The 17514-nt window shown below is 59.9% G+C and carries 15 protein-coding genes; 12 read left to right on the forward strand and 3 right to left on the reverse strand.

What is annotated here, in order from left to right:
* Window positions 1–392: 392 nt before the first annotated feature.
* The gene (gene aspA / locus AC0ZWN_RS09680) at window positions 393–1817 is read right to left on the reverse strand and encodes an aspartate ammonia-lyase (RefSeq protein ID WP_095049638.1); all 1425 of its coding nucleotides are present in this window, start codon (window positions 1815–1817) and stop codon (window positions 393–395) included.
* Between the two features lie 180 nt (window positions 1818–1997).
* Here aspA and AC0ZWN_RS09685 point away from each other — a divergent pair, with 180 nt between their 5' ends.
* From AC0ZWN_RS09685 to AC0ZWN_RS09705, 5 genes are all read left to right on the forward strand, one after another.
* Window positions 1998–2906, forward strand: coding sequence for a LysR substrate-binding domain-containing protein (locus AC0ZWN_RS09685; RefSeq protein WP_095137742.1), 909 nt, complete (start codon window positions 1998–2000; stop codon window positions 2904–2906).
* Between the two features lie 333 nt (window positions 2907–3239).
* A complete protein-coding gene (purE, locus tag AC0ZWN_RS09690; RefSeq protein WP_007954291.1) occupies window positions 3240–3731 on the forward strand; it encodes a 5-(carboxyamino)imidazole ribonucleotide mutase in 492 nt (163 codons plus the stop codon).
* A gap of 10 nt (window positions 3732–3741) precedes the next feature.
* Window positions 3742–4824, forward strand: a complete 1083-nt coding sequence (locus tag AC0ZWN_RS09695) for a 5-(carboxyamino)imidazole ribonucleotide synthase (protein WP_007920221.1) — start codon at window positions 3742–3744, stop codon at window positions 4822–4824.
* 110 nt (window positions 4825–4934) lie between these two features.
* Window positions 4935–5180 carry a GlsB/YeaQ/YmgE family stress response membrane protein gene (locus tag AC0ZWN_RS09700; protein WP_007920223.1) on the forward strand — a complete coding sequence of 82 codons (246 nt, stop codon included), beginning with the start codon at window positions 4935–4937 and terminating at the stop codon, window positions 5178–5180.
* A gap of 93 nt (window positions 5181–5273) precedes the next feature.
* On the forward strand, window positions 5274–5810 hold the full coding sequence (locus AC0ZWN_RS09705) for a DUF3299 domain-containing protein (RefSeq protein WP_007920225.1): 537 nt from the start codon (window positions 5274–5276) through the stop codon (window positions 5808–5810).
* 125 nt (window positions 5811–5935) lie between these two features.
* Here AC0ZWN_RS09705 and AC0ZWN_RS09710 read toward each other — a convergent pair whose 3' ends face one another.
* Both AC0ZWN_RS09710 and AC0ZWN_RS09715 read right to left on the reverse strand, forming a co-directional pair.
* The gene (locus AC0ZWN_RS09710) at window positions 5936–6835 is read right to left on the reverse strand and encodes a D-hexose-6-phosphate mutarotase (RefSeq protein ID WP_476334875.1); all 900 of its coding nucleotides are present in this window, start codon (window positions 6833–6835) and stop codon (window positions 5936–5938) included.
* Window positions 6836–6892: 57 nt separating this feature from the next.
* Window positions 6893–7297: an acyl-CoA thioesterase gene (locus AC0ZWN_RS09715; RefSeq protein WP_003229628.1), complete on the reverse strand. Its 405-nt coding sequence runs from the start codon at window positions 7295–7297 to the stop codon at window positions 6893–6895.
* 376 nt (window positions 7298–7673) lie between these two features.
* Between AC0ZWN_RS09715 and AC0ZWN_RS09720 the strand changes: the two genes are divergently transcribed.
* The 7 genes from AC0ZWN_RS09720 to AC0ZWN_RS09750 all read left to right on the forward strand — a co-directional run bounded on the left by AC0ZWN_RS09720 (window position 7674) and on the right by AC0ZWN_RS09750 (window position 17323).
* Complete coding sequence (locus AC0ZWN_RS09720; protein ID WP_194935754.1) at window positions 7674–8972, forward strand: MFS transporter; 1299 nt, start codon at window positions 7674–7676, stop codon at window positions 8970–8972.
* A 240-nt stretch (window positions 8973–9212) separates the two neighbouring features.
* Window positions 9213–10211, forward strand: coding sequence for a phosphate ABC transporter substrate-binding protein PstS (locus AC0ZWN_RS09725; protein ID WP_038359380.1), 999 nt, complete (start codon window positions 9213–9215; stop codon window positions 10209–10211).
* A gap of 422 nt (window positions 10212–10633) precedes the next feature.
* Window positions 10634–12667 carry an ABC transporter permease subunit gene (locus AC0ZWN_RS09730; RefSeq protein ID WP_176471262.1) on the forward strand — a complete coding sequence of 678 codons (2034 nt, stop codon included), beginning with the start codon at window positions 10634–10636 and terminating at the stop codon, window positions 12665–12667.
* A gap of 16 nt (window positions 12668–12683) precedes the next feature.
* Window positions 12684–14354 (forward strand): phosphate ABC transporter permease PstA, encoded by a 1671-nt coding sequence (gene pstA, locus AC0ZWN_RS09735; RefSeq protein WP_095049643.1) that lies wholly within the window; start codon window positions 12684–12686, stop codon window positions 14352–14354.
* Window positions 14355–14523: 169 nt separating this feature from the next.
* On the forward strand, window positions 14524–15357 hold the full coding sequence (gene pstB / locus AC0ZWN_RS09740) for a phosphate ABC transporter ATP-binding protein PstB (protein ID WP_095049644.1): 834 nt from the start codon (window positions 14524–14526) through the stop codon (window positions 15355–15357).
* Window positions 15358–15428: 71 nt separating this feature from the next.
* Window positions 15429–16190 carry a phosphate signaling complex protein PhoU gene (gene phoU / locus AC0ZWN_RS09745; protein WP_007954334.1) on the forward strand — a complete coding sequence of 254 codons (762 nt, stop codon included), beginning with the start codon at window positions 15429–15431 and terminating at the stop codon, window positions 16188–16190.
* 176 nt (window positions 16191–16366) lie between these two features.
* Entirely contained in the window at window positions 16367–17323 is a 957-nt protein-coding gene (locus tag AC0ZWN_RS09750; RefSeq protein ID WP_476334879.1) for a response regulator, read from the forward strand.
* Window positions 17324–17514: the final 191 nt, after the last annotated feature.

Consider the following 17514-nt stretch of genomic DNA (forward strand, 5'->3'; position numbering starts at 1 on the left):
CACGGCACGACAGGTGAGGCGATGGTTTCGTCCCGAATCCATTTCGCGGGTTTGTTATTAGTTCGGGTTTCGCATGGGTTGTGGCCTCGTTACCGACGACCGCTCACGCGAAGAGGGGCGGCACTATACCGATCAGTGCGGCGCCCGTCTGCACGGTTGTGGTGCAAGCGACGAAACGAAGCTGTGAAACACCCGGCGTTACCGGCGCCGGGCTTGTGCGGGAACTGCTTTTTTGTGGGAGCGGACTCCCCCATTGTTCAGTCCCCAGACATACGGGTCTCAGGGTCAGAAAGTTAAAAAAAAGGGCTTGGGGACAAATCCCCAAGCCCTCAAAAGGTGAGAGGTGTCTAGTCCCTCGACCTGGTGAGCGGTGCTACAAACTACGCGTCGGCTCAGGCTTTAAGCGGAACCAGACGCGGAGCAATCATGTTTTCCGGGCGCAGAATGTCGGCGAGCATGGCTTCGTCGAGCAGACCTTCTTCGCGCACCAGTTCCAGTACGCCGCGGCCGCTTTCAAGGGCGAGGCCGGCAATACGGGTGGCGTTTTTGTAGCCGATGTACGGGTTCAGTGCGGTAACCAGACCAATCGAGTGTTCGACCAGTTCGCGGCAGCGCGCTTCGTTGGCGGTGATGCCGACGATGCAGTGCTCGCGCAGCATGTCCATGGCGCGTTGCAGCAGGCGGATCGAGTCGAAGATCTTGAAGGCGATCAGCGGCTCCATCACGTTCAGCTGCAGTTGGCCGCCTTCGGCTGCCATGGTCAGCGCCAGGTCGTTACCGATGACCTGGAACGCTACCTGGTTAACGGCTTCCGGGATCACCGGGTTGACCTTGCCGGGCATGATCGAGCTGCCTGGCTGACGCGCTGGCAGGTTGATTTCGTTGATGCCGGTGCGTGGGCCGCTGGACAGCAGGCGCAGGTCGTTGCAGATCTTCGACAGCTTGACTGCGGTGCGCTTGAGCATGCCGGAGAACAGCACGAAGGCGCCCATGTCGGAAGTCGCTTCGATCAGGTCGGCCGCCGGCACTACCGGTTGACCGCTGATCAGGGCCAGACGCTGTACAGCCAGCGCTTGATAACGCGGGTCGGCGTTGATGCCGGTACCGATCGCGGTGCCGCCCAGGTTCACTTCAGTCAGCAGTTCCGGGGCCAGCGACTTCAGACGCGCCAGGTCCTCGCCCATGGTGGTGGCGAACGCGCGGAATTCCTGGCCGAGGGTCATCGGCACGGCGTCTTGCAGCTGGGTACGGCCCATTTTCAGGACGTGATCGAATTCTTTGCCCTTGGCCGCGAACGCCTGAATCAGGCTGTCGAGGCTGGCCAGCAGGGTGTCGTGACCGAGCAGCAGACCCAGACGGATCGCCGTTGGGTAGGCGTCGTTGGTCGACTGCGCCATGTTGACGTCGTCGTTCGGGTGCAGGTACTGGTACTCGCCTTTCTGGTGACCCATTGCTTCCAGAGCAATGTTGGCGATCACTTCGTTGGCGTTCATGTTGGTGGAAGTACCGGCGCCACCTTGAATCATGTCGACCACGAACTCTTCGTGGAAATCACCGCGGATCAATCGGGCACAGGCTTCGCTGATGGCAGCGTGCTTGGCTTCGCTCAGGTGACCCAACTCGCGGTTGGCGTCAGCGGCGGCCTGTTTGACCATCGCCAGGCCGACAACCAGTTTCGGGTAATGCGAAATCGGAACGCCGGAGAGACGGAAGTTGTTCACCGCTCGCAGGGTCTGGATGCCGTAATACGCTTGAGCCGGTACTTCGAGGGCGCCAAGCAGGTCGTTTTCTGTGCGGAAAGATGCAGCGGAGGACATGATAGAAATCATCTCGATATGGACCCGGTCTGTGCCGGAACGCTGCGAATGCTAGGCTTGTGGGAAATTTTGGGCCAATGCTGTTCAGCACTGCCCTATGCACATTCGGCATAATGCCCGTGTGACGCCGCGTGCGCGGCAGACGTGTGACCTGTTTTGGTGCGTGTCCTGGAGGACGTGATGAATCTGGAAAGCAAATGGCTCGAGGACTTCAGTGCTCTGGCCGCCACCCGCAGCTTTTCGCAGGCGGCCGAACGGCGCTTCGTGACCCAGCCGGCGTTCAGCCGACGGATTCGCAGTCTGGAGGCTGCGCTGGGGCTGACTCTGGTCAACCGCTCGCGCACGCCGATCGAACTGACGGCAGCGGGGCAGTTGTTTCTGGTGACCGCGCGCACCGTGGTCGAGCAGCTCGGTGAAGTGCTGCGCCATCTGCATCATCTGGAAGGCGGGCAGGGCGAAGTGATGCAGGTCGCTGCCGCTCACTCCTTGGCGCTGGGTTTCTTCCCGCGCTGGATCGCGCAGTTGCGTAATGAAGGGTTGAACATCGCCACCCGATTGGTTGCAACCAACGTCGGCGATGCGGTGCATGCGTTGCGCGAAGGTGGCTGTGATTTGATGCTGGCGTTCTACGATCCGGATGCGGCAATGCAGATGGACCCGGAGATTTTCCCTTCATTGCATTTGGGCCAGACGGAAATGCTCCCTGTGTGTGCGGCGGATGCCGAGGGCAAGCCCCTGTTCGATCTCGAAGGTGATGCGAGCGTGCCGTTGCTGGCGTATAGCGCCGGTGCGTTTCTCGGACGTTCGGTGAATGGTTTGCTGCGTCAGCGTCAGCTGCGTTTCACCACTATTTACGAAACGGCGATGGCTGACAGTCTGAAAAGCATGGCACTGGAAGGCCTGGGTATCGCCTGGGTACCGCAATTGAGCGTGCGTGCTGAGCTGGCTCGTGGCGAGCTGGTGGTCTGCGGCGGCCCGCAATGGCATGTGCCGCTGGAAATTCGCCTGTATCGCTGCGCCTTGGTGCGTAAAGCCAACGTCCGTCTGCTGTGGCGCAAGCTAGAAGGCGGCGCCGCACAAAACTCCTGAACCCACCCGCGGCCCCTGTGGGAGCGAGCCTGCTCGCGAAAGCGGTGTGTCAGACAACATAAATGCTGACTGATACTCCCTCTTCACGAGCAGGCTCGCTCCCACAATGGAATTTGAGGTGCGTCTGCGCTGACCTTAAAGTCAATAAAACCGGGCCTTTCGCTCATTTGACAGATGGTCGTTTCGGGGGCTGTTTATTGCTTTCTTTGCGGTATACTGCGCGGCCTTCGGCCGGCACGTCCGGCCATTTTTCGTACAATCAAGCCACGCAACCTGCGTGGCTTGTTGTTTTATGACGCGCCTGCGGGCGCTCCAGAGAGAAGAGGCGCGACGATGAGTGCACTGGTTGGCGTGATCATGGGCTCCAAGTCCGATTGGTCCACCCTTAGCCACACCGCCGATATGCTGGAAAAGCTCGGCATCCCGTACGAGGTCAAAGTGGTCTCTGCCCACCGCACCCCGGATCTGCTGTTCCAGTACGCCGAAGAGGCTGAAGGTCGTGGCATCGAGGTGATCATCGCCGGTGCCGGTGGCGCAGCCCACTTGCCAGGCATGTGTGCGGCCAAGACCCACCTGCCGGTGCTGGGTGTGCCGGTGCAGTCGGCCATGCTCTCGGGCGTCGACTCGCTGCTGTCGATCGTGCAGATGCCAGCGGGCATTCCGGTCGCCACCCTGGCCATCGGCAAGGCCGGCGCGATCAACGCTGCCCTGCTCTCGGCGAGCATCCTCGGCGCCAAGCATCCGCAGTTCCACGCGGTACTGAAAACCTTCCGTGCCGAGCAGACAGACAGCGTCCTGGACAATCCAGACCCACGTATTGCCTGAGGTTGTTGAGATGAAGATCGGTGTAATCGGTGGCGGCCAGTTGGGTCGCATGTTGGCTCTGGCGGGTACGCCGCTGGGCATGAACTTCGCTTTTCTCGACCCTGCGCCGGACGCTTGCGCCGCTGCGCTGGGCGAACACCTGCGGGCCGATTACGGCGATCAGGATCATCTGCGCCAACTCGCCGATGAAGTCGATCTGGTGACCTTCGAGTTCGAAAGCGTCCCGGCCGAAACCGTGGCATTCCTGTCGCAATTCGTCCCGGTTTATCCGAGCGCCGAAGCCCTGCGCATCGCGCGCGACCGCTGGTTCGAAAAGAGCATGTTCAAGGACCTGGGCATCCCGACTCCGGCTTTCGCTGACATTCAGTCGCAAGCCGATCTGGACGCTGCGGTGGCTTCGATCGGTCTGCCGGCCGTGCTGAAAACCCGCACCCTGGGTTATGACGGCAAGGGCCAGAAAGTCCTGCGTAAGCCGGAAGACGTGGTCGGCACTTTCGCCGAACTGGGCAGCGTGTCCTGCCTGCTGGAAGGCTTCGTGCCGTTCACCGGTGAAGTCTCGCTGATCGCCGTGCGTGCCCGCGATGGTGAAACGAAGTTCTATCCGCTGGTGCACAACACCCACGACAGCGGCATCCTCAAGCTGTCGGTGGCCAGTACCGATCACCCGTTGCAGGCGCTGGCCGAAGACTACTCGAGCCGCGTGCTCAAGCAACTCGACTACGTCGGCGTCATGGCGTTCGAGTTCTTTGAAGTCGACGGTGGCCTCAAGGCCAACGAAATCGCCCCGCGCGTGCATAACTCCGGGCACTGGACCACCGAAGGCGCCGAGTGCAGTCAGTTCGAAAACCATCTGCGCGCCGTTGCCGGCCTGCCGCTGGGTTCGACGGCCAAAGTCGGCGAGAGCGCGATGCTTAACTTCATCGGTGTTGTACCGCCGGTTGAGAAAGTCATCGCTATCGAAGACTGCCATCTGCATCACTACGGCAAGGCCTTCAAGGCCGGGCGCAAGGTCGGTCACGCCAATCTGCGTTGCGCCGACATGGCTACGCTGCAGGCGCAGATCGTCAAGGTCGAAGCGCTGATCGCCGAGTAACGACAGTTTCATTTGGCAGCGGCGGAACCATTCAGGGGCCGCCGTTCTCTGATGGCAGGATGCCAAAGTCTGACTAGGCTTCGCATATCTACTATTCAGAGGGAAATGCCATGGGAATTATCGGAACCATCTTTATCGGCTTGATCGTCGGCCTGCTGGCGCGGTTCCTGAAACCGGGCGATGACAGCATGGGCTGGATCATGACCATCCTGCTCGGTATCGGCGGTTCGCTGGCAGCCACCTACGGCGGCCAGGCTCTGGGCATCTATCACGCAGGCGAGGGCGCAGGTTTCATCGGCGCACTGGTCGGCGCTATCGTGTTGCTGGTGATCTACGGCCTGATCAAAAAGAACTGATCCAAAGCGACAAAGCCCTCTCTGCCAAAGTGGCCGGGAGGGCTAGAATGCTCGGCGATTTACTGTTCTTTCCTTTCTATACCGAGCACCTTCATGCGCCGTCTTTTGTTGACTCTCCTTTTCCTGGGCAGCGGTTTGGCCCACGCCGGCGAACTGCCGGAAACCGATTGGCTCGAACTGATGCCCAAGTCGGACCAAAAGGCCCTCGAGGCCATGCCAGAAATCGACCACAACTCCCCGGAAGCCACCGGCACCTTCACCGAGAAGGGTGGGATGAAGCAGGCCAAAGGTCTGCCGGCAGTGATGTATTCGACCAAAACCGTGGCGTCGATGAACGACAAGCACATCCGCATCGGTGGTTATCCGGTGCCGCTGGAATCCGACGCCAAGGGTCGCAGCACGCTGTTCTTCCTCGTGCCGTACCCGGGAGCGTGCATCCATGTGCCGCCACCGCCACCGAATCAACTGGTGCTGGTGCGTTATCCGAAAGGCTTGAAGCTGGACGATATCTACACGCCGCTGTGGGTGACCGGCACGCTGAAGGTCGAGAAGGTCAGCAATGATCTGGCCGATGCGGCGTATGCGCTGGAAGCGGACAAGGTGCGGGTGGTGCAGGAATCTGATCTGTAGGACCTATACAAAACAATTGTGGGAGCGAGCCTGCTCGCGAAAGCGGTGTGTCAGACATTTGAATGTTGACTGATACAACGCCTTCGCGAGCAAGCTCGCTCCCACATTTCGTATTGCGGCGCGTCTTAAAGCGGTTGGCTGCCGACGCTAACACCCATGGTATGGCTCGCACCCGGTGCCAGCGTAACCACGTCATCCATCACATTCGCCGTCTCGATGCACAGCATGCGCTGCCAGCCATCGTTATCCATGTCGGCCAGCGCGGCGGCACGGTCGATCCACGGGTTCCAGATCACCGCCGTGCGCGAACCGGTAGCCGTCAGCACAATGCGTCGTTCCCACGTTGGATCGACAATGCTCAGCTGTGGCGGAGCATCGAGGTAGATGCGGTCGGTCTCTCCGGCAAAATGCAGGTCGCCTTGCTGACTGGTGGTTTTCCAGTCATCCAGCGTCTCGATGTAATTCAAACCATCCACGCCATCAACATTCACATTGCGCACGTCACTGACCGCGAAGTAAGTGTGCAGCGCCTGGCTCAGGCTGACGCTGTCACTGCCACGGTTATGGCTGGTCAGGCTGAAACTCAGTTGCTCGGACAAATGCAGGGTCAGGGTCAGATCGACCTGATGTGGCCAGCCCGTCAAACCACCTTCGGGGTAGGGCAGCTTGAATTCGACCTTGACGCCGTCAGCCTCCGATTCGATGCCGCCCAGCTCCCAATCCATCGCTCGCACCAGACCGTGCGCGGGTGCCGGTTGCTCACCGGTAAACATGGCCTGCACGCTCTGCGGGTTACGCTCGAACTTGCCGAACCACGGCCAGCACACCGGCACGCCGGCGCGGATACTTTTGCCGGTCTTGAACTCGGCCTTGTCGTTGAGCCAGATGATCGGCGGCTGGCCATCGATCTGATAACTGAGGATGTGCGCGCCTTGCTGGGCCACCAGCACTTCGGCCTGACCGTGGCGGATGCGCCAGCAGTTCAGTTCATCCAGTTTCACGGCTTCAACGTTGGGCGTGTTCATGGGACAGCTCTCGATCAGTAACAAGGACAACTATCGACCGTAAAACGGCGACGATGTTTAACGCGCGCGTGGTGGAACCGAGCGAGTGCGACCGCTGCCGTCGATGGCGACGAAGACGAAGACCGCTTCGGTGACTTTACGCCACTCGCTGGACAACGGGTCGTCGCTCCACACTTCGACCATCATCTGGATCGAGCTGCGGCCGATTTCCAGGGTCTGGGTATAAAAGGACAATTGCGCGCCGACAGCCACAGGCACGAGGAACGCCATGCGGTCGATGGCGACGGTGGCGACGCGTCCGCCAGCGACACGGCTGGCCATTGCGGTCCCGGCCAAATCCATCTGTGCCACCAGCCAGCCGCCGAAAATATCGCCAAAGCCGTTGGTTTCGCGAGGGAGTGCGGTGATTTGCAGGGCCAAGTCGCCTTGCGGGATCGGATCTTCTTGTTCGAGCTCTATCATGCCGGGGGTGCCTCTGACCCGTGACTCTTCGTTGGTATTGCTGGTGGTAGCCGTCTTCGGGAAAAACGATTCAGCACCGAACATACTACGTTCGTCACGTTTTCCATCAGGCGCCTAAGGAGAAACTCTGCGAAACCGGCTAATCCCGAGCAAAGGCCGGGCCAACGACGTTTTCGCACAGCAACCCCCTACAAATCGGAGCAGGTTGCGAGTATATCGGTCGGTAGACTCCGCGACGACCATCCGGTTCTCATTTCGACCGTCAAATACGCACCTCTATGTGCTTTTTCGAACAATTTGCTATGGTGCCGAACCTGCCCAAGCCACCGCCAGCGTTGTTGTGGCGGCAGATCCGACTATAAGAGAAGCCCTTGCCATGACCACAGCGCCTTCGAGCCTCGCGCAGCCCGAGCAACCCGCACGACCGTTGACCCGCAATGACTACAAGACTCTGTCGCTGTCCGCCCTTGGCGGCGCGCTGGAATTCTACGATTTCATCATTTTCGTCTTCTTCGCCACTGTGGTCGGCAAGCTGTTCTTCCCCGCCGACATGCCCGAGTGGCTGCGCCTGATGCAGACCTTCGGCATTTTCGCCGCCGGCTATCTGGCGCGACCGCTGGGCGGCATCGTCATGGCGCACTTCGGCGACCTGTTGGGGCGCAAGAAGATGTTCACCTTGAGCATTTTCATGATGGCCGTGCCGACCCTGATCATGGGTCTGCTGCCAACCTACGCGCAGATCGGCCTGTGGGCGCCAATCCTTCTTCTATTGATGCGGGTGATTCAAGGCGCGGCAATTGGCGGTGAAGTGCCGGGCGCGTGGGTCTTCGTTTCCGAACACGTACCGCAAAAGCACATGGGTTACGCCTGTGGCACCCTCACCAGCGGCCTGACTGCCGGCATTTTGCTCGGCTCGCTGGTCGCCACCGCGATCAACAGCATTTATACGCCGGCGGAAGTATCCGATTACGCTTGGCGTATTCCATTCCTGCTGGGCGGTGTGTTCGGCCTGTTCTCGGTTTACTTGCGCCGCTGGCTGCACGAAACCCCGGTGTTCGCCGAACTGCAATTGCGCAAGGCGCTGGCCGAAGAAGTGCCGCTGCGCGCGGTGCTGCGTGATCATCGCGGCGCGATTGCGATTTCGATGCTGCTGACCTGGTTGCTGTCGGCCGGGATCGTTGTGGTGATCCTGATGACCCCGACCGTGCTGCAAACGGTCTATCACTTCACGCCGACCGAGTCGTTGCAATCGAACAGTCTGGCGATTGTGTTCCTGAGCATCGGCTGCATCATTTCCGGTGCACTGGCGGATCGCTTTGGTGCCGGTCGCGTGTTTGTGTTTGGCTGCCTGGGCTTGCTGATCAGCTCGTGGACCTTCTATCACAGCCTTGCCGATCACCCGAACTGGTTGTTCCCGCTGTACGCGTTGACCGGTTTTCTGGTCGGCACCATCGGTGCGGTGCCATATGTGATGGTTAAAGCGTTTCCACCGGTGGTGCGTTTCAGCGGGTTGTCGTTCTCGTACAACGTGGCTTACGCGATCTTTGGCGGGTTGACGCCTATGGTGGTCAGTCTGCTGCTGAAAGAAAGCGCGATGGGCCCGGCCTACTATGTGGCAGTGCTGTGCGCGATGGGGATTCTGGTCGGGGCGTGGCTCTGGAAGAAAGGGCGCTGATTTTCTCTCCCGCCTGATCGTTCCCACGCTCCGCGTGGGAATGCATCCTGTGACGCTCCGCGTCACCTCTCAAATGCGGACGCAGAGCGTCCATGGCGGCGTTCCCACGCAGAGCGTGGGAACGATCTGTCGCGACATGCTGGCCTTTCATCCAATTGTCATATTTCAGCCATAGAGTGTTCACACGGCCTGCTAATACTTGGCCCCGACTTAACACACCCTATCTGCTAGGAGTAAGGCATGAAACTGAAGCGTTTGATGGCGGCAATGACTTTTGTCGCTGCTGGCGTTGCGACTGCCAACGCGTTCGCCGCTGTTGACCCTGCTATCCCGAGCTACACCAAGACCACTGGTGTGTCGGGCAACCTGTCCAGCGTCGGCTCCGATACCCTGGCCAACCTCATGACCCTGTGGGCTGAGAACTACAAAAAAGAATACCCGAACGTAAACATCCAGATTCAGGCCGCTGGCTCCGCCACTGCGCCACCTGCGCTGACTGAAGGCACCTCCAACCTGGGCCCGATGAGCCGCAAGATGAAGGACACCGAACTGGCGGCCTTCGAGCAGAAGTACGGCTACAAGCCAACCGCTATCCCGGTTGCCGTGGACGCCCTGGCTGTGTTCGTGCACAAGGACAACCCGATCCAGCACCTGACCATGGAACAGGTTGATGCGATCTTCTCGTCCACCCGTCTGTGCGGCGCCAAAGCCGACGTGAAAACCTGGGGTGACCTGGGCGTGACCGGCGACCTGGCCAACAAGCCAGTACAACTGTTCGGTCGTAACTCGGTATCCGGCACCTATGGCTACTTCAAAGAAGAAGCCCTGTGCAAAGGCGACTACAAACCAAACGTCAACGAACAACCAGGTTCGGCGTCGGTGGTGCAGTCGATCAGCTCCTCGCTGAACGGCATCGGTTACTCGGGTATCGGTTACAAGACCGCCAGCGTGAAAACCGTGCCATTGGCCAAGAAAGGCAGCACTGACTTCATCGAAGACACCGAAGAAAACGCCCTGAACGGCAAGTACCCGCTGTCGCGTTTCCTCTACGTTTACGTCAACAAAGCCCCGAACAAGCCTCTGGCTCCGCTGGAAGCTGAGTTCGTGAAGCTGGTGCTGTCGAAACAGGGCCAGGAAGTTGTGGTGAAAGACGGTTACATCCCGTTGCCAGCCAAGGTTGCTGCAAAAGCACTGGCTGACCTGGGTCTGCAGGAAGGCGGCGCTGTCGCAAAGAAGTAACAAATTGAGTCTAGGGTGAACCCCACCGGACTCAGGTAAAAGGCCGGACCTGCGCGCAGGCCGGCCTTTTCCACACCTCAAATTTTTGATCCTCTGCCAGTCCCGCTGGCGGTGGATTTGCTGCGTCACTGCATTGTCATCTTTCTGTCATACAGGATCGCTAGGGTGAGCGCATGAATGATCTGGCCAATTCCCAAATGACTACTAATCCTCCCAAGCGCATTGATTTCAATACGCCTGAGCTGCAACGCAAGCGCCGCATTCGTGCGCTCAAGGATCGCTTCACCCGCTGGTACGTCCTCGTTGGCGGTCTCGCGGTGCTGGCAGCCATCACCCTGATCTTCTTCTTCCTCGCCTACGTGGTCGCGCCGCTGTTTCAGGGTGCCGACCTCACCGCGAAAGACTCGATCACCCCGGCCTGGATGCAGGACGCCGGCAAGCCACTGATGATTTCGCTCGAAGAGCAGAATCAGGTGGCCATGCGCGTTTCCGACAAAGGCCAGGCATTGTTCTTTGACATCGACAGTGGCGCTGAGCTGAAGCGCGTCGATCTGCCAGTGCCAGCCGGTGCCACCGTGACCTCCATTGGTGAGGACCAGCCGGGCCATCCGCTGGTAGCCGTGGGTCTGTCCAACGGTCAGGCGCTGGTGTTCCGTCACACCTATAAAGTCAGCTACCCCGATGGCAAGAAAACCATCAGCCCGGCCATCGAGTATCCGTATGGCGAGACGCCGATCGCGCTGAACGAAGCCGGCGGCGCGCTGGAGCATGTCAGCCTGAACGCCACCGACACGACGTTGATGCTGGTCGGTTCGACCGGTTCGCAACTCAACGTGCTGTCGCTGACCAGCGAAGAAAACATGATGACTGGCGAAGTCACCAACGAGCAGAAGCGTATCGATCTGCCGCAAATGACTGAGCCGGTGAAAAACATCTTCGTCGACCCGCGCCAGCAGTGGCTGTACGTGGTCAACGGTCGTGCTCAGGCCGATGTGTTCAGCCTGCGCGACAAGAGCCTCAACGGTCGCTACAAACTGCTGGAAAACGCTGATGCCGAAGTCACCGCGACCACGCAACTGGTCGGTGGTATCTCGCTGATCGTCGGTGACTCCAAGGGTGGTCTGGCCCAGTGGTTCATGGCCCGTGACACCGATGGTGAGCTGCGCCTGAAGCAGATCCGCACTTTCCAGATGGGCACCACGCCGATCGTTGAAATCACCGCCGAAGAGCGTCGCAAGGGCTTCCTTGCTCTGGATGCTAGCGGCAAGCTTGGCGTGTTCCACAGCACCGCGCATCGCACCTTGCTGGTCGATCAAGTGGTAGAAGGCCAGGGCGTGTTCGGTCTGTCGCCACGTGCCAACCGTGTCATCGTCGAAGCCGACGGCAAGCTGCAACCGCTTCTGCTCGACAACCCGCACCCGGAAGTTTCCTGGAGCGCGCTGTGGAGCAAGGTCTGGTACGAGAACTACGACGAGCCAAAATACGTCTGGCAATCGACCGCCGCCAACACCGATTTCGAACCGAAACTGAGCCTGTCGCCACTGACCTTCGGCACTCTGAAAGCTGCGTTCTACGCCATGCTGCTCGCTGCTCCACTGGCCGTTGCCGCTGCGATCTACACCGCGTACTTCATGGCCCCGGGCATGCGCCGCAAGGTCAAGCCGGTGATCGAGCTGATGGAAGCGATGCCGACCGTGATCCTCGGTTTCTTCGCCGGGCTGTTCCTCGCGCCTTATGTAGAAGGGCATTTGCCGGGCATTTTCAGCCTGTTGATGTTGCTGCCGATCGGCATTCTGGTCGCCGGTTTCACCTTCAGCCGCCTGCCTGAATCGATCCGCCTGAAAGTCCCGGACGGTTGGGAAAGTGCGCTGCTGATTCCGGTGATCCTGTTTGTGGGCTGGCTGTCGCTGTACATGAGTCCGTTCATGGAGAACTGGTTCTTCGGCGGTGACATGCGCATGTGGATCTCTCACGACCTGGGCATTACCTACGACCAGCGCAACGCTCTGGTGGTCGGTCTGGCCATGGGTTTCGCGGTGATCCCGAACATCTATTCGATCGCTGAAGACGCCGTGTTCAGTGTGCCGCGTGGCCTGACCCTCGGCTCGCTGGCGCTGGGTGCCACGCCGTGGCAGACCATGACCCGCGTGGTGATCCTGACCGCCAGCCCAGGGATCTTCTCGGCGCTGATGATCGGCATGGGCCGTGCGGTCGGCGAAACCATGATCGTGCTGATGGCCACCGGTAACACCCCGGTCATGGAAATGAACCTGTTCGAAGGCCTGCGCACCCTGGCGGCCAACGTCGCGGTGGAAATGCCCGAGTCGGAAGTCGGCGGCAGCCACTACCGCGTGCTGTTCCTCTCGGCGCTGGTGCTGCTGTTGTTCACCTTCGTCATGAACACCCTGGCAGAACTGATTCGTCAGCGTCTGCGCAAGAAATACTCGTCGCTTTAAGCAAAGGTAGAAGTCTGTGAAACAGAACTCCCTGAAAGGATGGTTCAAGAGCGGCGCCCCGGGCGTCTGGATCAGCGGTGGCGCGGTGTCCATCGCGGTCATCATGACCATTGGCCTGCTGGCGGTGATTGCCGTGCGCGGTCTGGGTCACTTCTGGCCGGCGGATCTGGTGCATGCCAGCTACGACGTGCCGGGCCAGGCCCAGCATCTTGTGGTCGGCGAAGTGGTACAGAAAGAAGAAGTGCCACGTGCTCGCCTGAAGAGCGCCGGTTTGCCGGTGCCTGACGTCGGCCCGGAATTCATGACCCGCGAGCTGATCAAGGTCGGCAACCGGGATCTGAATGGCAACGACTTCACCTGGGTCGTCGGTGAGTGGCTGACCAACCAGACTACGCCGCCCGAGTTGATGGCGATCGAACGTCGCGAGTGGGGCAACTTCTACGGCTATCTGGTCAACGTCAAACAGGACGGCAAGGTCATCGCCGAAGGCGAGGCTGCGTGGCCAGAGCTGCAAGCGCGGATCAACCGTGTGAACGGTCTGGCGGCGCAACTGAAGTCGCTGGAGAAGACCGACATCGGTGCAATCAACGCAGGGCTGGAGCGCATCCGTCTGCACGGTCGCAAACTGGAACTGGAAGGCAAGCTCGACGCCACCGCGCAAGCGGACATGGAATCTGAGCGCGCCGAACTGAATGCGCGTTATCAGGACATCGAAGCGCGTCTTGCCGATCTGCATGCACAGTTCAATCGCGATGCCTTGACCGCTCGCGATGCCAACGGCAAAGAGATTGAAATCGGTCTGGGCAAAGTGGTTCACGCCTACCAGCCAAACGCGATGAGCACCTTCACCAAGGTCGGTTTCTACTTCAGCAAGATCTGGGAATTCCTTTCGGACGACCCGCGTGAAGCCAACACCGAAGGCGGGATTTTCCCGGCAATCTTTGGCACCGTGATGATGACGCTGATCATGGCGATGATCGTCACCCCGTTCGGTGTGCTGGCGGCGGTGTACCTGCGTGAATACGCCAAACAGAACACCCTGACGCGGATCATCCGTATCGCGGTGAACAACCTCGCTGGCGTTCCGGCGATCGTTTACGGCGTGTTCGGTCTGGGCTTCTTCGTTTACGTACTCGGTGGTTCGGTCGACCGCTTGTTCTTCCCCGAAGCACTGCCGGCACCGACCTTCGGTACACCGGGTCTGCTCTGGGCCTCGCTGACGCTGGCGCTGCTGGCGGTGCCGGTGGTGATCGTCGCGACTGAAGAAGGTCTGGCACGTATTCCGCGCACCGTGCGTGAAGGTTCGCTGGCACTGGGCGCGACCAAGGCTGAAACCTTGTGGAAGATCGTCATCCCGATGGCCAGCCCGGCAATGATGACTGGCATGATCCTCGCCGTGGCCCGCGCCGCCGGTGAAGTGGCGCCGCTGATGCTGGTGGGTGTGGTGAAACTGGCGCCGTCGCTGCCGGTGGACGGCAACTACCCGTACCTGCACCTGGATCAGAAGATCATGCACTTGGGCTTCCACATCTATGACGTCGGCTTCCAGAGCCCGAACGTCGAAGCGGCGCGTCCGCTGGTGTATGCCACGGCGCTGTTGCTGGTACTGGTGATCGCGACGTTGAACCTGTCGGCGGTGTATATCCGCAACCACCTGCGCGAAAAATACAAAGCACTGGATAGCTAAGGACGACGCGAACCCTGTGGGAGCGAGCTTGCTCGCGAAGCTTTTGGCGGCCGTGAGGGCCCCTTCGCGAGCAAGCTCGCTCCCACATTGAATCGCGACCGCCGCAATATTGATGGAAGCTGCACCGAGCAGTGTTCCGAACCGAATTTGTTAGCACAGGGAGCCTCCCATGCAGCACGAAACACATACCCACGGCATCAACATGTCCGCCCTGGGCCGCGACAAGCAGAGCCTCAATCTGGCGCAGGAAACCGTGGCCATCGAAGTCCCCGGCCTGAGCCTGTACTACGGCGAGAAACAAGCGCTGTTCGACGTCAGCATGAACATCCCGAAACAGCGCGTGACCGCCTTCATCGGCCCGTCCGGCTGCGGTAAATCCACGCTGCTGCGCACCTTCAACCGCATGAACGACCTGGTTGACGGCTGCCGCGTAGAAGGCGCGATCAACCTCTACGGCAATAACATCTATCGCAAGGGCGAAGACGTTGCCGAGCTGCGTCGTCGCGTCGGCATGGTGTTCCAGAAGCCCAACCCGTTTCCGAAGACCATCTACGAAAACGTCGTTTACGGTCTGCGCATCCAGGGGATCAACAAGAAGCGCGTCCTCGACGAAGCGGTCGAGTGGGCGTTGAAAGGCGCGGCACTGTGGGACGAAGTCAAAGATCGTCTGCATGAATCGGCACTCGGCTTGTCCGGTGGTCAGCAACAGCGTCTGGTCATCGCCCGTACCATCGCGGTTGAGCCGGAAGTGCTGCTGCTCGACGAACCGTGCTCGGCCCTCGACCCGATCTCGACGCTGAAAGTCGAAGAGCTGATCTACGAGCTGAAGTCCAAGTTCACCATCGTTATCGTTACGCACAACATGCAACAGGCCGCGCGGGTGTCCGACTACACGGCGTTCATGTACATGGGCAAACTGGTGGAATTTGGCGACACCGATACCCTGTTCACCAATCCGGCGAAGAAGCAGACCGAAGACTACATCACCGGTCGTTATGGCTGACAGTTGCGGGTTATTCACAGAATTGACGCTGCGGCCCACCGCACCTTACCGGACGCTCCAAGGACGCCAACATGATTAGTAAAGAAGGCCTTACCCACCACATCTCCGCGCAGTTCAACGCTGAGCTTGAGGAAGTGCGCAGCCACCTCCTGGCCATGGGCGGGCTGGTCGAGAAGCAGGTCAACGACGCGGTCACCGCACTGATCGAAGCCGACTCCGGTCTCGCTCAGCAAGTGCGCGAGATCGATGACCAGATCAACCAGATGGAACGCAACATCGACGAAGAATGCCTGCGTATTCTCGCCCGTCGTCAGCCGGCGGCATCCGACTTGCGTTTGATCATCAGCATTTCCAAGTCGGTGATCGACCTGGAGCGCATCGGTGACGAAGCGACCAAGATTGCTCGCCGTGCGATTCAATTGTGCGAAGAAGGTGAAGCGCCACGCGGTTACGTCGAGGTTCGCCACATCGGCGACCAGGTGCGCAACATGGTCCGCGATGCGCTGGACGCGTTTGCCCGTTTCGACGCCGATCTGGCGTTGTCGGTGGCGCAATACGACAAGATCATCGACCGCGAATACAAGACCGCGCTGCGCGAGCTTGCGACCTACATGATGGAAGACCCGCGCTCTATCTCGCGGGTCTTGAGCATCATCTGGGTGCTGCGTTCGCTGGAGCGGATTGGTGACCACGCGCGCAACATCTCCGAATTGGTCATCTATCTGGTGCGCGGCACCGACGTGCGCCACATGGGCCTCAAACGCATGAAAGAAGAAGTTGAAGGCACAAGCGGCGAAACCGCTAATGTTCCGGGCGATGCTGACGATAAGTAAGATTGCCTGAGAAAAGCGCCCGGCCCTTTGGCCGGGCGTTTTTGTTTGTGCTTTTCATGGGCAGATTCGATTAAAAAGCAGCACCCGCGAACGAAAAGTCCCGGCGTGACTGAAGAGTTTTGGCAATGTGCCATCAGCCAGCGTTATGCTTGCCGGGATTTTAATAGGGGTGTTGGATGAGCAAGATCAGTGTGTTGGTCGTGGACGATGCTTCGTTCATTCGTGACCTGGTGAAAAAGTGCCTGCGTAATTACTTCCCGGGAATCCGCACCGAGGACGCCGTCAACGGCAAAAAGGCTCAGGCCATGCTGGCCAGGGAAGCGTTCGACCTGGTTCTGTGCGACTGGGAAATGCCGGAAATGTCCGGTCTCGAGCTGCTGACCTGGTGCCGCGAGCAAGACAACCTCAAGACCATGCCGTTCGTCATGGTCACCAGCCGTGGCGACAAGGAAAACGTCGTGCAGGCGATTCAGGCCGGCGTTTCCGGCTACGTCAGCAAGCCGTTCACCAACGAGCAACTGCTGACCAAGGTCAAACAGGCGCTGAATAAGGTCGGCAAGCTCGACACCCTGATGAACAGCGCGCCAACCAAAATGAACTCGGCGTTCGGCAACGATTCCCTGAGCGCCTTGACCGGTGGCAAGCCTGCCGTGGTCGGTGGTGCTCCGGCTGCGGCGGCGGTCAACCCGTTTGCCAAACCGGTTGCTGCCGCGCCAGCGCCGGCTGCTGCGCCATCCCGTGGCCTGCTCAACAGCCCACCGGTCAAGGCACCAGCCGCCGCGTCGGCACCGGCCAGCGGTCGCGGCCAAGGCCAATTGCGTCTGCCGAGCGGTACTCAGCAATGCGTGATCAAGGCTCTGAGCATCAAGGAAGCGTTGCTGTTGGTGAAACGCACCGACACCTTGCCGCAGATCCTCGACAGCGCCGTGCTCGATCTGGAGCAGGGTGACAACGCTGAAATCGCCCGTCTCAATGGCTATTTGCACGCGGTTGTCGCTTTTGAGCCGAAACCGGACAGCGACTGGCTGCAACTGACCTTCCGTTTCGTCGACCAGGACGCGCAGAAACTCGACTACATCTCGCGCCTGATCGCCCGCGGCACGGCGCAGAAGCACTTCGTTCCCGGCGCGTAATCTTCGTCGCCTGACAGTCCGCCTTTGCGAGCAGGCTCGCTCCCACCCTGGAATGCATTCCAATTGTGGGAGCGAGCCTGCTCGCGAAGGGGCCATCAAAAGCACCACCCATCTCCCGCTCCTGCCAATTTGAAACATCTGTCGACTAGCCTGGTCTGCTTCACCTGCTAGGCTCATTCCCAGGCCTTACT

It is taken from the genome of Pseudomonas sp. 3B-A001-10F (assembly GCF_056313565.1).